Origin of the sequence: Oribacterium sp. P6A1, from assembly GCF_000702885.1 — a bacterium.
Classification (GTDB): domain Bacteria; phylum Bacillota; class Clostridia; order Lachnospirales; family Lachnospiraceae; genus Oribacterium.
This window is the reverse complement of the sequence record NZ_JNKO01000004.1, coordinates 156742-173091: the sequence shown is the minus strand read 5'-3', so window position 1 is coordinate 173091 and position 16350 is coordinate 156742. Positions and strand designations below refer to the sequence as shown.

At 39.0% G+C, this 16350-nt stretch carries 10 protein-coding genes; 2 read left to right on the top strand and 8 right to left on the bottom strand.

The genetic code is table 11. The features are described 5' to 3' along the window. Window positions 1-234: 234 nt before the first annotated feature. From T515_RS16400 to T515_RS04350, 4 genes are all read right to left on the bottom strand, one after another. Window positions 235-2019, bottom strand: a complete 1785-nt coding sequence (locus T515_RS16400) for an ATP-binding protein (protein ID WP_051671420.1) — start codon at window positions 2017-2019, stop codon at window positions 235-237. Between the two features lie 414 nt (window positions 2020-2433). Then, complete coding sequence (locus T515_RS04360; protein WP_051671419.1) at window positions 2434-3057, bottom strand: formate/nitrite transporter family protein; 624 nt, start codon at window positions 3055-3057, stop codon at window positions 2434-2436. Window positions 3058-6790: 3733 nt separating this feature from the next. Beyond that, complete coding sequence (locus tag T515_RS04355; RefSeq protein WP_036607988.1) at window positions 6791-8677, bottom strand: beta-glucoside-specific PTS transporter subunit IIABC; 1887 nt, start codon at window positions 8675-8677, stop codon at window positions 6791-6793. Between the two features lie 187 nt (window positions 8678-8864). Continuing rightward, the gene (locus tag T515_RS04350) at window positions 8865-10319 is read right to left on the bottom strand and encodes a 6-phospho-beta-glucosidase (protein WP_036607986.1); all 1455 of its coding nucleotides are present in this window, start codon (window positions 10317-10319) and stop codon (window positions 8865-8867) included. 429 nt (window positions 10320-10748) lie between these two features. Between T515_RS04350 and T515_RS04345 the strand changes: the two genes are divergently transcribed. Both T515_RS04345 and T515_RS04340 read left to right on the top strand, forming a co-directional pair. Further along, a complete protein-coding gene (locus T515_RS04345) occupies window positions 10749-11771 on the top strand; it encodes a LacI family DNA-binding transcriptional regulator (RefSeq protein ID WP_036607983.1) in 1023 nt (340 codons plus the stop codon). Window positions 11772-12036: 265 nt separating this feature from the next. After that, the gene (locus T515_RS04340; RefSeq protein ID WP_197026390.1) at window positions 12037-12996 is read left to right on the top strand and encodes a glycoside hydrolase family 5 protein; all 960 of its coding nucleotides are present in this window, start codon (window positions 12037-12039) and stop codon (window positions 12994-12996) included. 273 nt (window positions 12997-13269) lie between these two features. Here the strand turns inward: T515_RS04340 and rpsI are convergent, their stop codons facing one another. The 4 genes from rpsI to T515_RS04320 form a co-directional block, all read right to left on the bottom strand. Beyond that, entirely contained in the window at window positions 13270-13662 is a 393-nt protein-coding gene (gene rpsI / locus T515_RS04335; RefSeq protein ID WP_036607980.1) for a 30S ribosomal protein S9, read from the bottom strand. Between the two features lie 14 nt (window positions 13663-13676). Further along, window positions 13677-14111 (bottom strand): 50S ribosomal protein L13, encoded by a 435-nt coding sequence (rplM, locus tag T515_RS04330; protein ID WP_036607976.1) that lies wholly within the window; start codon window positions 14109-14111, stop codon window positions 13677-13679. Between the two features lie 575 nt (window positions 14112-14686). Beyond that, window positions 14687-15343 (bottom strand): HAD family hydrolase, encoded by a 657-nt coding sequence (locus tag T515_RS04325; protein ID WP_036607974.1) that lies wholly within the window; start codon window positions 15341-15343, stop codon window positions 14687-14689. Window positions 15344-15461: 118 nt separating this feature from the next. Further along, window positions 15462-16343 (bottom strand): tRNA pseudouridine synthase A, encoded by an 882-nt coding sequence (locus T515_RS04320; RefSeq protein WP_036607971.1) that lies wholly within the window; start codon window positions 16341-16343, stop codon window positions 15462-15464. Window positions 16344-16350: the final 7 nt, after the last annotated feature.

The following is a 16350-nucleotide window of genomic DNA, read 5'->3' as shown; positions in this document are numbered from 1 at the left end:
TGACTTATAATGCAATCAGTCAACATTATATTTCAACTGCCATCCGGTATCAAGATTCCAATACCTCTTTTCATGTCCTATACAACATACATTTCCTTCTATTTCTACCATTTTATTTGGCTCTACTATCCGGATAAACATTTCTTTATCAGGGAATATTTCTAGAAATTATATGAAAATGAATTTGTTCTCAAAGCAAAAGGTCTGTCCCCCAGGACAGACCTTCTAATGTATTTAAAACTCCTTCTCCTCTTTCAGTGCTTCGATTGCATTCAGATGAACTATGCCGTTATGCTCCTGTGGCTTTGAATCAAGTGTGAGCATAAACTTCGGATAGTTGTCACGAATGCTGTCAAGTGCTGCATATTCTACCTGCTCTCTGTACGGATCAGCTGTAGATAATGCGAATTTAATGTATCTGAAGTTTGTAAGAACAAACTCCGGTTCTTCTTCCTCTTCTATCAGGTCTTCAAAATCATCAACCGGCTCCGCCTCTGCAGCTCCCTCAAAGATCTCATCATCAACTTCGATGGTCTCCTTTTCAGGCTTAAACTCTGATCTTATCTCTGATACTGACCCCTCATCAGTATCTTCTTCAAAGGCTTTAGCCTCAGGCAGTAACTCTTCGGCCTTTCCTGCAGTTTCTGCCTGTTCTGTAAGCTTCCCGGTCTTCCCTTTCTTCTTTGACTCAAGATACTCTGCGAGAGCATCCGACATGGAATTTGATACGGCAGCTTCATCATCTACCCTGACAGAAACTTTCATATCCTGTGATTTATCCACGGTACCTGCACCGGAAGCTTTTGCTGCTGCAGCTGCCGCACTTCTGCTGGCCTTAAACTGTCTAATGCGCTCAGTAATGGAATTTCTGTTTACTTCCTGAGCAACTACCTTGTTGCCCTTTGAACCGCTCTTTGTTTTATCTGCCTTGACAGGTTTTGTATCTTCCGCATCTTCCATATCAAGCTCAGCTGCATTTACAATGTCAGCCAGTACGAAATCACATTCTCTCTTACCGATTCGTCCTGTTGCGATGTTGTACTCACGGCTCTTCAGATACATATAGATGATATTCTTCATGATCAGGCCGTAATCAACTTTTGAATCGGTCTTCTTTGCAAAATAGAACCCTAGATCAGTAAGATAATATCTCTGATCTCCCTGAAGCTCCTTCTCGGTCTTTATATCAAAACGATTGCATCTGTATACAAGCTTTGCTTTCTCCAGAAGTTCCAGGTATCTCTCCAGAGTCTCCCTCTTCACAGGGATCCTCACATAGTTTCTGAAATAGTCTGTGAGCCTGGTCATGCTGATGCTTTCGCCGAAGGTGTCAATGATGTAATCCTGCACCTGCTTGAAGTACACAACATGGCGGATTTTTTCCATCTTTGCGATATCCTTCTTGAATATCTCTTCAAGCACCGAAAGAATATACTTCTGCTTCTCCTGAGCATTATCGCACTGAAGGACCTTCGGAAGACCGCCGTCATGTACATAGCGTGCAAACTCCAGCAAAGGATTATCCTCCTTCTTCATGCTCATGAAATCCTTCATACCCTCATATTCCGAATAAGACAGCGGGAATATTTCAAATACCTTGTAATGGCTCTCGAACTTATTCTTAAAGCTGTCACTCAAAAGATACGAGCTTGAAGCGGAAAGAAAAATGGAATATCTCCCTTCCTTATACAGCGTCTCGATAAGAGTTTCGAAATCATCTATCATCTGTATCTCATCAATAAAAAGATAAATCGTTCCTTCCTTGGATGGGACCATCTTTTCCTTGATAGCGATTCGGAGCTTTTCAATGTTTTTGATATTTCTGAATTCCTTCGTATCAAGATCAATGTGAATAAGATTCACTGCAGCATTGCCCCTCCACCGGAGCTCGTTGATGATCATCTCCATCATGCAGGTTTTGCCGCAGCCCCTTATTCCGGTCAGGACTTTTATCAGCTCTTTGTCTTGATAGAACTCTCGGATCTTTTTCAGATAATACTGTCTCTTGTATAGTTTCATAGCTGCCTCCTCATCCTCCCTTGAATCTACAGCTTTTTTATGGGGTAATATTTTGCTGTTATTTTGAATTATAACCGCAATCCGAAAAGCCGTCTATATTTAAAAACCATCTTTTTGTACTATTTTCATATATTTTTATTACGAATGAATATAATACTGTTAAAGATTACATCATATATTTATATCGCGCTTTTGCCTGTAGTAATAAGGAATATCACGTTTTTTATATTCACTTATTTTTTATCTATTTTTACTGTTTTTTACGCATATCAAATCCCCTGTATATTCCCCCTGTGTATATTTTCAGGCAGTACTTTTCTTTTAATAAAGAAGCTTTTCTTAAAATTAAAGAGGGTAAAAAACAGACATTTTCTGCTTTTACCCTCTTACTTTTTCATTTCTTTTTTATTACTATTATTTTATTTTCGCCATACAAGCCCTACATATAGGAAATGCCACGCCGCCGACCACATTACCAAGTGTAATGACCAAAAGCCGCATCACTGCCTCAGAGCTCCACATATCTGCCGCAGAAAAATAGAACATATCCGCCACACAGTGCTCATATCCGCAAAGTATAAATACCATCACACCAAAGAAAAGCGCCAGATATTTGCCTGTTTCGTGCGGGATATTACCGTATCCTTCAACTGCAATGTAAATAAGCATATTACAGAAGATACCCAGTATGAAAAGGCTGATGCAGCTGTCAGAAAGTTTTGTATCGCATAATGCAGCTGCCTTCTGTGCTATGCCTGAAATCCTGGTCATAGATACGAGTTTAGCCACCAGGGTGGTACCCATCAGGTTTCCGATCCAGATGACAGGAAGCTGAAATGCATATGTCCTGTCATTCTTTAACACGTAGCACACCTTACCGGTGAAAAGATGAAATCCCATGGTACAAATAACAAAAAGCCCCGTTGTAAAGAAGAATGAGCCCACCAGCTTGTCTTCCACTGACAAAAAAACCACTCCTCCTATACCTATACATATTCCGGCCAAAACTGCCGATATCAAAGTTTTTACATAATTCATCCTGCTCTCCATTTCTCATAATCAACTTAAGCTATCATTTAGCAATATGCTTTTACCTGTTGAAATTCTCTGCATCTCTTGTCCGGTCAGGGGTGTCGGATTTATCCTTCGTAAATTAGTTTGTCCTAACCTTTTTGTATACAGTGTGCTTAGAGTAGCACATGGTCTTCCTAAATGCCACAATTTTAACAATGTGTATTAAATTTTATTCAGAATAAACAGGTACCTCATACCATCAATTATATTTAAGATCATGATTAGATCGTATCTTTATTCTCTTAGAGTTATATCTTCTATATAAAGATGTTCTTTGAAATGCTTCCACAGTTAAAATCCGGATCTTAAAAAGAGAATGAATTTATCTCTGTAATTATTAATATATATTCATCCCTTTTATCACATATCAGTCATACGGCTTCTAAAATCATTCATGCTGTAATCATAATTCATGCTTGTATTTCCTTAATATTTGATATTTCCTTTTCGATTTATATGTCATGATCAAATCCCGTTCTTTCAGCTAAATTTAATACCGTATTTATACGTAACTGTATTTAAAGTAATATTTCCTCTGATAAACATTCAGCTGTCTTTAATAATTCCAGGGTGATTCTTTTGGGATTCAGTGTTTTATTCCTTTAATTTTGCCTGTTCTTTTCCCGGTTTTTGGTCCTTGTTTTTCTCTGCTTATCAAAGATGATTTATCCACATTTTCATGCCGTTTATCCACATAGTTTTACACAATTACTCCGGAATACTGCCCCTTCGAAGTCAGGGCATAATCAAAAATCACATAATAATCAGTGAAAAATTGCTCCAATCAAGGCATTGACGCTTAATAATATATTTTTTTCGTCCATAATACATCACCGGCAGCAAATGCTTTTTCCACAGTTTTTTAACACTATTTATATCCTTTATATATATTTCCCCGGAACTTCGGAGCATATCCTGAAACATTCGGGACCCGGCTTACATCATTCTGAAAGCTAATATTTCGCACATTTTTAAATCATCTATTCTTATCCCCAAAAAGAACATAGAACAGCTTTTGAATATAATTATTTCACATGAGCACACACTTAAAATATCTTTATTTTCCGTATTTTCCGCCATCCGATTTTTTGTATTCCTGCTTCAGATAAAGTTTCCATCAACACCCTTTAATTCTATACCGTTTTACCGGATGTTAATTATAAACGTATATATCAAAAGCTATAGCTTTTGATAATTCAAAGCATTCAAGGGACATTAATTCAAATTATTTCTATTTTTAGCTCTTAAAAGTTCTTTACCCGAACATAATCCCATTCTTTTCCGTTCAACTTAAGGGATTTTTGTATCCACGCTGCCCTGAGGCACCATTTTCATGCAATTAAAGTAAATATACGTTTGCACAAAAATGGAAATAATTTCTCATTTTTTCAAATTTTACCTATTTCAGATCAAAAAATCCTTAAACAGGATGTTTATACAGCCGGTGGTTTTCACCCACAATTTTCATCATTTTTAGCCGCTTATCCCGATAATTATGTATCCTATGTTTCTATTTAAGCTTTAAAGCTATGAATACTATATAATTTTTATGCTTCAAAAATCGCCATACGGTTAATTCTTTTAGTGACTATAGATTCTCCCTATTCTATCCTGTTCAATTTGTTTTATGGGATTAGTATTCAAATTTATCTCCCACGTTAAAGTTAGAATTTCTTGAATTTACTATATAATCAGCCTGCTTCTTTTCTCTATGGCAAAATTAAGGTTTTATATTTTTTCTGAATGCATAATTATCTATTTAACCATGTCTTCATTTAACAGCCTGCTGTGAGTTCAAAATAGTAAATGGTATTAATTGCCGTAAAAGTAAATATCCTCTCCTTACCGGGTTATACACCTTTAAAATCCATAGCTTTACAGGATTCAATGAATTTTTCTTCATGCATAGTAAAAATCCGAAGTCTTACCAATATTACGCTTTAACCAAATAATATTTATTAATTTTATCCTAATAGCTATATAATTTAAGTATTTGTCTCTTTTTTCGTTTATATTAGAGACTTCCCCAGACCAGCCATCTTGAGACTTTCAAATAAATTTTAGAAAATCACGTCCATTTTCAAAATTTATGCTGCATGTGTTATTTCCTGTTTTGCAAGAAGTATGTACTTAATAATAGGATTTTCAACGCCTTATATCTCTACTTACATTTTACCATCTTCCGGTATTTTTTTAGTACAATTTCCCTCTTTATGCATTTTATTATTTATTTATAGTTATATATCCTTCACTTCTGTTCTCTGATTAAATCTACTTTCTTTGGGGCATTTTTCGTTCACTTTATTCACAAGAATTATATCCATTACAGCTACATTTCGTTTCATATCCTCAATATATTCCATAACCGTACATACGATAGATCCTTGAAATTCCAATATTTCTTAAATCCGTTTTTCCTGTTAATTCCATTATCATCTTTTATATCAATATTCAGAAAACATCTCCGTTAAATCCATCTCTTCCTAAGGAATGGTTTTTTCATGTCATTATTTATGTGTTTTTCCACCTCTGACAGTGTTATTTTTTAACATACACTATTTATTACCTTTAAAACCTTTTCATAACGGATTATTACATAAGATTTCAGTTTTTCTAATCGGCTTCTGCTCTCCCACAGCGTTTCACTTAGCCTTGATTAATTATTAAATTTTATTATAATCTGGCACTTCTTAATATTTTTGAGGAATGAAACTTATTTCCGGACTAAATCATGTTTTAATGGCGCGAAATTCCGGATTTCATCAAGGTATCTTCTTATTCTTTAAATTCTTCGTTTCAATTATTTCGTTTTTTTCAGTCTTTATCCTCTTAATTTAAAAAATCACGTATTTATGCGGTTTAATCGCTTTTTTCGAGTTTTTGCCCTATTAAAGCCCCAAAAATCGATCTGTAATTCTTCAGTCCTTCACTTCATAAACCATCTCTTTACCCATCACTTGAAAATCCTGTCAAATTTTACCCCCTTATTTCACTATTAAATTATCTCATTTTCTTCTGTTTTCTACGAGAAGAGAAAAATTATACTTTCCAAAATTCCATTACTGAATTTTCATTCTGTTCTGGTCATTATCTCATCATTTTACAAATTATCTGCTTTGTAAATTTTGTCCCGGTCACGGAATTTCGCGGCTTCTTACGCTTTCCTTTTTTACAGCACAAAATATCTGCATTTTTACAAAACATATATTCTGTTTTTGAGACTTTCAGAACTTCTTCATACTGCATGTACCGGACTGCTTATTTTTCGTTTTTTCAAATACTCACACCTCCTTTTCTGTTTTTTACACTTTCCTTTTCTCCACTATAGACTCATTTTTAAGCGCTTTTTCTTAAATTTACACATATTTTTTACATATTTAGTACCTTATCAATCTCCTCGTATTTTTAACCGAATTGTGCCCTGCATTTTTGTGCATTTTACCTTTTCATAAAATTTTTACCTCTCTATAATATTTTTTACATTATAATTTTCTATCTCTTATACTAAAAAACGACCGATTAGCGTGCTTTTCAAATACGCTAATCGGTCTTCTTTATTTGTAAAATGATTTTGATTTCTTTTATTCCCTCAAAACCATACAGATAGCCATCACGGCATGATGTAAATCCGGCTCCATTTCCATGTTTTTTAAGTGTATTTCGGATTATACCCCCTAAGTTTCCGGGTATTTACTGCTTATGCATTGATGGTCTGGCCCTTTGTAACATTTCCTGATGCTGTAAATGTTATCTCATCGCCATCTTCTGCCTCTGTCACTACCGTAAATGTTTGCATCGAATATCCTGAATGTTTTACTTCGTTTAAATCCACCTTTATAACAGGTTCTCCGGCCTTAACAGCTTCTCCCTGCTTCTTGAGCGGTGTGAAGCCTTTTCCCTTGAGCTCAACGGTATTGATTCCGATATGAACCAGCAGTCCTCTTCCATTTGAAGTTCTGACTGCAAATGCGTGTCCTGTCTCATACACCATTTCAAGTGTTCCGTTTGCAGGGCTTACGATGATGCCATTTGCAGGCTCTACGCCTATAGTCTGGCCCATAGCCTCTTCCTTAAACATATCATCCTTGATTTCTTCCTTATCAAGAATCTTTCCATCTGCTACTGAAACGATGTCTGTGTCTTTATGTGCTTCCAGAACTGTTTCATTCTGTGGTGTTACGATTCCTGTCTCTTCAGAATCAAGCTTACCCTGACGGGCATAGATTCCGAAAAGTATATAGGTTGCGATAAATGATACCACTGCAGCCACTGCTGTTCCGATGCAGGCATTGGTAAAGTTTGTCATGCCTTCACCGCCGATATATCCAGGAAGAACAAGAAGTCCCGGTGAACCTGCCGCAAATCTTCCTGTACCTGTGACACCCATATATAATCCGCCTGCACAACCACCGATCATTGCTCCTACCAGCGGATAAACGAATTTAAGGTTGATTCCGTAAAGTACAGGCTCTGTGATACCGAGTACTCCGGTAAGACCTGCTGAAGCTGCAAGTTCCTTGGTCTGCTTATTCTTTGAACGAACAGCAACTGCGAAACCTGCTGCACCCTGTGCCACATTTGATGAAAGCATTCCGGGTCCGACAACTGTATCAAATCCTGTTGTCGCAAGGTTATTTACACCGATAGGAATAAGTCCGTAGTGTGTTCCTGTCATAACAAGGAGCGGTGATAATGTTCCCACAAGTGTAGGTACTGCCCATCCTGCAGTAGCATTGAGCCATGTAAAGAATGCTGCAAGAAGGTTACCAACCCATGTTCCGATAGGTCCAAGTACTGAAAGTGTCACAATTCCTGATACAACAAGTGAAACCATAGGAACTGAGAAGAACTTGATAGCCTTGGGAGAAACCTTGTTCATGAACTTCTCTACATAAGACATGAACCATACACCCAGAATAATAGGAATTACCGATGAGCTGTAGCTTGCAAGTGTGATAGGAATTCCGAACATTGCAATTCCTGCACCTGCTGCCTTTGCCTCAGATACCATGGTGATAAATGACGGATAAATAAGAATACCGCCAAGGGTCATTGCCATGAACTGATTGCACTTAAATCTCTTAGCTGTACTTGATGCCAGAAGTATAGGAAGAAAATAGAATGGTGCATCGGCAAATGCATTGAGAAGCGCATAGGTCTGAGTTGTCTTATCGAGTAAATTCAATGTAACAAGAAGTGCCATTATTGCCTTGATAAGACCGCCGGCTGTAATAGGCGGGATGATAGGCTGGAACATACTTGCCACGAATTCAAGAGCCGCACTCAGCTTGCTCTGATTCTTCTTTGGCTCATCATCAGGAACCTGTGCCAATGCCTCAAATCCGCCAAGCTCCACAACCTCCTGGTAAACCTGAGCAACATCAGGTCCGATAACGATCTGATACTGGCCTCCTGCATTGATTACAGAAAGTACTCCGTTTGTTTTCTTAAGCACTTCTGTATTTGCCTTACTGTCATCCTTGAGACGGAAGCGCAGTCTGGTAGCACAATGCACTACCTGATTAACATTTTCTTTGCCGCCGATATTCTCTATTATCGTTGCGGCGAGATCTTTGTAATTCATTGTATTTCTCCCCTTTTTATATTGATTCCTGCTCTATATGGCAGATTATTTACATTTTTGAAGCTCTCTTTATATTTAGAATACTGTGTATATTCTTCTAAAAATTATTACTTCTTTAAGCTTTGTCCACAGTACTTTCTCAATAATGCTTCAGCGATTTAAAGATATAAAAAATCCTTGATCCGGCTTATTCTTCCCAGCTGAGATCCGCACCATTGGTTTCAATTACTTTTTTATACCAATAAAAACTGTCTTTACGGATTCTATTAAGAGTACCGTTGCCTTCATTATCCTTATCAACATAGATCATGCCGTAGCGTTTTTTCATCTCTCCGGTCGATGCAGATACAAGATCGATACAGCCCCATGAGGTGTAGCCAAGAACAGGAATACCGTCAACATTGACAGCATCCCTCATAGCTTCAATATGCTGACGCATATAATCGATGCGATACGGATCGTGAATGCTTCCGTCCTCTTCAACTTTGTCAGTTGCCCCAAGGCCGTTCTCTACTATAAACAGAGGCTTCTGATAGCGGTCATAAAGTGTGTTGATAGTCACTCTGAGTCCAAGGGGATCTATCTGCCAGCCCCATTCTGTATTCTTGAGATACGGATTGACAACTGCCTTGAACACCGCATTTCCCGGTCTCTGATGCTTTGCAAATATCTCAGGATCAGCTGTTGTGCATCTGGATGCATAGTAACTAAAGGAAATGTAATCCACTGTACCTTCCGCCAGTGTTTTCTCATCGCCTTCACGGAGATCCAGCTTTACTCCTGCGGCCTCCATCCTCTTCCATGCCCAAACGGGGTAACTTCCGCGGGCCTGAACATCTATGAAGAAATAGTTGTCTCTGTCCTTCTCAAAACCGTCCCAGATATCCTTCGGATCCGGGGAATAGGGGTAGAACTGGCCTGCCGCAAGCATGCATCCCATCATGCAGTCAGGCATGATCTCATGGGCAAGCTTTACCGCCCTTGCACTGGCAAGAAGTTCATGATGAGCAGCATTGTAAAGAACACTCTGCCTGTCATCTCCCTCATTAAATACGATTCCCGCTCCCATAAAGGACATATGGAGCAGCATATTTATCTCATTAAATGTGATCCAGTATCTGACCAAGTCTTTATATCTGTTAAAGATTACCCCGCAATATTTCACATAGGCATCTATCATCTTTCTGTCACGCCAACCACCGTATTTTTCGATAAGTGCGATAGGTGTGTCAAAATGGTCAATAGTTACCAAAGGTTCTATACTGTACTTTTTGCAGAGTTTGAAGATATCTTCATAAAATCTGAGTCCTTCTTCATTCGGAGTGTCATCATCTCCGTTAGGAAGGATTCTTGTCCATGCAATGGAAAGTCTGTAGCACTTGAATCCCATTTCCGCAAAAAGCCTGATATCTTCTTCGTAATGATGATACATATCTATGGCTTCATGGGATGGATAGCTGTATCCTTCCTCACAGGAAAGCATCCTCCGCTCTCCTATTGCCACCTTCATTCTGTCCGGTCCGAAAGGAACCACGTCTACGCTGCTGAGGCCTCTGCCCCCCTGATCGTAACCGCCTTCACACTGGTTTGCTGCTGTGGCTCCGCCCCATAGAAACCCTTCAGGAAATCCCTTTGTCGTCATCAATTCCCCTTTCTTATATAAAAAAACAATTCATAAATATTTCTTTTCTGTTCAGCATCGCGTTACATAGTTTCACATTGTGGAATGCAGCGATGCGTCGTGTAACGTTACATTAATTTCATGTTGTTACATGCACATATTATGTTTATATTTGTATATTTTCAACGATTATTTCGTTTATTTACATCATTTCGTTACAATTTACAATAATTGTCCCCAGTTTTATGCATTATTCCTATGTAACGTTACATTTTTATTTGTTATCCTATTATCAGAGATTACCGGACGCTTAATTCAAAAATCAGACACCGAAGGGTATAAAACACTTTTCATGAACTGCAAATGTCATATTAAAAAAGCCAAAAATGTCCTATTAAATAAAACTAAATTTTCATGAATTATAAAATACAACATTGAGAGAGTATATAAATGAGCAAAAGAAAGAACGTTTCCGTTAAGTTTATATCCGAGAAATGCGGTGTATCCACCGCCACTATTTCACGGGTTCTTAATAACGATCCAAAGGTCTCGGAAAGCACCAGACAAAAGGTCCTTGAAGCCTGCAATACTTACAATTACAGGTTTCCGGAAAAAACTGCCGACACTAAACGTAAAAAGATAGGCGTCATCACAAGCATAAGCAACCAGGATTATTTTGCCAGCCTCTTAAGCGAAATAACCAACTATCTGGCAGATTATGAATATACTGTACTAAACTGCAGTATGGTACAAGGCCGCTTCAATCTTAAGGACACCTTGCTGGCGCTTTATGATTCCAACGTTTCGGGCATCATTATCATCAGTGGCGATTACCTTTCCATCAAAGATATCCTCAAGCCTTCCATTCCTCACGTCTGGATAGATTGTAATGATGCCCCCTCTGCCACCAACGATATCTGCACAGTGCAAAGTGATCAGTATGTATCAGGCTGTCTGGCCGCGAGGGCGTTGCTGAATCAAAATTGCAGGAAACCCATTATGATCATGAGCACAAGAAAAAGTATCAGAAGTGAGGAACGCCAAAGGGGATTTTTCGATGAATTCAAGCGCGGAGGCATTGAACTGACTTCACAGAACATCGTTGAAGTCGAGCCATCAAAGGACGGTTTTTCAGACAGCCGTGAAGCAATACGTTATCTTATAGCTAAGGGGGTGGAATTCGACAGTGTCTTTGCCATCAGTGACTGGCGGGCCCTGGGAGCTTATACCGGCGCTATCAGCATGGGCAAACGGGTTCCTGAAGATATCTGCATCATTGGTTTCGATGGTATCTCCCTCGCCTGCAAAAGCGTAAATATCACAAGTGTTCAACAGAATACCAGGCGTCTTGCCCAGTGCTCCTGCGACCAGCTGCTCCATCTCATAAAGGGCGAGCCTGTTCCAAATAAGCATATCGTGATTCCGACAGATATACTTCCCGGGCAGACTCTGCTTGAGGGAAACCAGTTATAATCATTCCGGGCCATGGATCGCTTTTCAATTCATGATGATATTTTTCGAACCTTCTTATATTTTGGTATTTATTTCCGAAGTTAGATTGAACAGCTTTTTGTGAAATCAAAACAAGGCTATATAAAAATCATGTGATAAGGAGGTACGACATGGCTATGGAGTAAAAGATAAAGTCGCTCTTAACCATCAAACAGCAATCATGAACATTGAAAATTATATGATTAAATTAATTCGATTTTTTTCGATACTTTTATTGTCAGTATTTATGATCGGTAGTACGTGTACTGGTGTTATTTCATTAGCCTCTGAATCGGAGACATTTGCACACCCCAGGCCTTCCGTCAACGGAAAACTAAGTGTTCACGGTACCAGGCTGCTTGATAAAAACGGAAAGGCAGTTATGCTGAGAGGTCTCAGCACCCATGGTCTTACCTGGTTTCCGGATTTTATTAATGATAACTTTTTCAAACAACTATCTACCGACTGGGATTGTGATCTCATAAGACTAGCCATGTACTCAGAAATATATGTGCAAAATCCGTCCGGGAGCCTTCAGCTTATGGAAAAGGGCATCGAATATGCCATTAACCATGATATGTATGTAATTGTTGACTGGCACATACTAAATGATTCGAATCCCAAGATATACGAAAATCAGTCCAACGAATTTTTTAGATATATCAGTTCCAAGTATCCGGACTGTCCGAATATTATCTATGAGATCTGTAACGAGCCTAACGGTTCTACTACATGGAATGATATTTATGAGTATTCAGAAAACATTATTCCTGCCATAAGGAGTAACAGTCCCGAGTCCGTCATTATAGTCGGCACTCCCTTCTGGTCACAGCAGCTTTTGGAAGTATCAAATCGCCCCCTTGATTATGACAACATAATGTATGCTCTTCATTTTTACGTTTCCACACACAAAAAGGAACTTCAGGATGTGCTGATTGAAGCTCATAACAGAGGTCTTCCGGTTTTCGTATCTGAATGCGGTATTTCAGAGGCCAGCGGAAACGGTTATGCTGATTTTGATTCAGCTGCCGTATGGTTTAAGCTTTTAGAAGATAACGGTATCAGCTTTACAGTATGGAATCTGTCTAACAAGGCCGAAACCTCAGCCCTGTTCTCCACTTCCTATGTACCATCACAGCCATTTACCGATGGCGATCTCACTCCGGTGGGATTGTGGGTCAAAGACATTATTAAAAATCATAATTGAAATCAAAAACTCTCCGTAAAACCGGAGAGCTTTTTTGTTCTCTTTATATAAAGTAACCTGGATTTACGGTCAAGATAATTAAGAAACCCACGCCAACAGGCGCACAAATTTGATGAAATAAAGATACTTATGGCAACAGAAGTGCCAATTTGATGAAATGAAAATACTTACGGCAACAGAAGTGCCAATTTGATTTTATGCCTAATAGAAAGCCCGGAAGCCATAGCTGACTTCCGGGAATTGGATCTTGAATATTCTCTTGAAGAGAACTGATCAACGCTTGCTGAACTGAGGAGCACGACGTGCAGACTTGAGACCGTACTTCTTTCTCTCCTTCATTCTTGGATCTCTTGTAAGGAATCCAGCCTTCTTGAGAACTGGTCTGTACTCGATATCCATCTCGCAAAGTGCTCTTGAGATACCGTGACGGATAGCACCAGCCTGACCTGTTGTACCACCACCATGTACGTTAACAAGAATATCAAGCTTGCCAACATTCTGTGTAAGAACGAGTGGCTGATTAACGATAAGCTTCAGTGTATCAAGACCGAAGTACTCGTCAAGGCTTCTCTTGTTGATTGTGATCTTACCTGTTCCAGGCATAATGTAAACTCTTGCAACAGAAGACTTTCTTCTACCTGTTCCGTAATTTCTGTTTGTAGCCATTTTGATATCCTCCCTTAGATTGTAAGCTCAACAGGCTTCTGTGCCTGGTGCTTGTGGTCTGCGCCAGCGTATACGAAAAGCTTCTTATACATCTGTCTGCCTAATGGTCCGTGAGGAAGCATACCCTTAACAGCATACTCGATTACCTTCTCAGGCTTCTTAGCCTTAAGATCGCGAAGAGTTGTCTCACGCATTGAACCAACATATCTGGAATGTGTGCGATAAATCTTCTGATCAAGCTTCTTACCTGTAACAGCGATCTTCTCTGCGTTAACGATGATTACGTAATCTCCGCAATCAAGGAATGGTGTGTAAGTTGGCTTGTTCTTTCCGCGAAGAACCTTAGCAACTTCTGATGCAAGACGACCAAGTGTCTTACCCTCTGCGTCTACTACATACCACTTTCTGTCCTGTGCAATAGTAGAAGCTGTAGCTACGTATGAATTCATAACAACCTCCTGTTATAAGGCTACTTACTCTGGTCTCTGTCCAAAACAGAACTTCTGCCGGCTTGCCTGCATTGGGTTATATGCCTGCTTTCTGACAGAAAGCTTATGGCTGGCCGAATGATAAGTCGTCGAAACAACTTATCAGTTTTGCAAGTGGTCCACTCTGAGACTGATTTCAGTATTTAATGTAGCCCGGGCCCTGTTTCGAACCCTGCTGTAAATAGTTACCTGTCTTAAAGGCATAGAAACCACGCCTTTTTATCAGACAGCATCATGTATTATATTTTGAATCGTAAATGCTGTCAATACAACAGAAAACATTTTATTTTCTCTTTACAATCTGCTATCTATCTAAACGCTCTTCAGAAAAAATCCCCAAAGTCAAATATATTCCTGCATTAATCAAATACATTCCTACATTGATCAAATATATCCTACATCAGTTAAATGTATTCCTACATTAATTAAATGCATTACTGCATTAGTCAAAATTCCTTCATTAGAGTTTATATCTACTCAGCACCCTCTAATAAGAAACGAACAAGCATCCTTCTTACTTGTCACCAGTTTAAAGTCTACTCTTGTTCAAATATTCTTATGATATCTGTCAATGTCTCCGGCTCTTCCGTAAGCATATCCCGAACCTCATCAAGCTCGCTCATATCCTTAATTCCGAAGACCCGGCACCCGGCGGCGTAGCCTGCCCTGATTCCATTCGGAGAATCCTCAACTACTATGCACTCTTCTGGCTTTAAACCCAGCTTTTCAGCACAATGAAGATAAATATCCGGTGCCGGCTTACCGTTTTTTATCATATCTCCGGCGCATATATAGTCAAATTTTCCAGTATAGTCCGTTTTATCAAGGTACATCATAACCTGTTCCTTAATTGAGGAAGAACCAAGAGCAAGCCTGTAATTTTTCTTCTTAAGCCATGAAAAAAGTTCATCAAGTCCAGCTTTTTTTGGTATTCCATGCACCTTTAAATAGTCATAGATATGTCTCTTTCTGACAGAACGTTCCTCCATGTAATCAAAATCCGGATTGACCTTTTTGAATAGTACCCCTATATTCTCAACGGATGCGCCTCTCATCTTATCTATCATTTCATCTGTAATGATAAATCCTCGCTCCTCTGCCGTAATTTTCCAGAATTTATAATACACCCTTTCCGTATCGAACATGGTTCCGTCCATGTCAAAGATGAACCCTTTAATCCCATCGTATTTCATATTCAAGTTTTCCTTTTTCCCTCTTATAGCTTTATCATTTTAGTTAATCACGAAGAATTTACCTATAAAAATGGAGTGCTTGTGATCCGAGCCCCTCAGATCCAAGCACTCATCTATTTTAAGGGTAATTCAGTTCCACAAGACACAGTCCCTTTGCAGGCACTGTAGGACCTGCTTTTGTTCTGTCCCTGGCCTCCAGAATGTCTTTTATTTCTTCCGGCTCTCTTTTTCCGTTTCCCACCTGCAGAAGTGTACCTACTATGATGCGTATCATGTGATACAAAAATCCATTTCCGCTTATGCGTATTGTTATCAATTGCTCTTCCGAAGTTTTGACCCTTCTGCTGACAGAAGTATTTTTATGGCCTAATTCCGTATTTTCTGACTTTTCATCAGTACCGTAATTATCTACCGTACTTTCCTTTTGTCCAAGGATTTCGACACTGTATATCTCTCTTACAGCATCTCCGCCGTGTTCAAAAACCTGACTGTCGGGATTCACAAAGCTTGTAAAATCATGTTCTCCAACAAGATAATCTGCAGCTTTTTTCATCTTTTTGAGGTCAAGCCCATAGGTGAAATTGTATGTATACAGTCTGTTCACAGGCAGCTGGATAAGGCTGTTATCCACTTTATATTCATAGGTCTTTTTATGCGGTACAAATCTCGGATTAAAGTCCAAATCCACTTCTTCTGCTTTCATAACTCTGATATCATCCGGCAAAAAGCTGTTTATGGCAAAGGGGAAGTTCTCCGCAGGTATGGATGACTCTGTATCAAATACAGCAACATTCCCCTTTGCATGCACTCCACTGTCGGTTCTGCTGGCTCCGATCAGTTGAATTTCTTCACCTTTAATCAGATTCCTTATGGCAAGAGTAAGCATTCCCTGAACAGTCGGCCTGTCTCCCTCCGGTTTTTCTTCGGTTGGATTTTGTATCTGCCAGCCTTTATAGTTACTGCCGTCGTATGAAATTGTCAGTTTTATACGTCTATTCACAAAATCC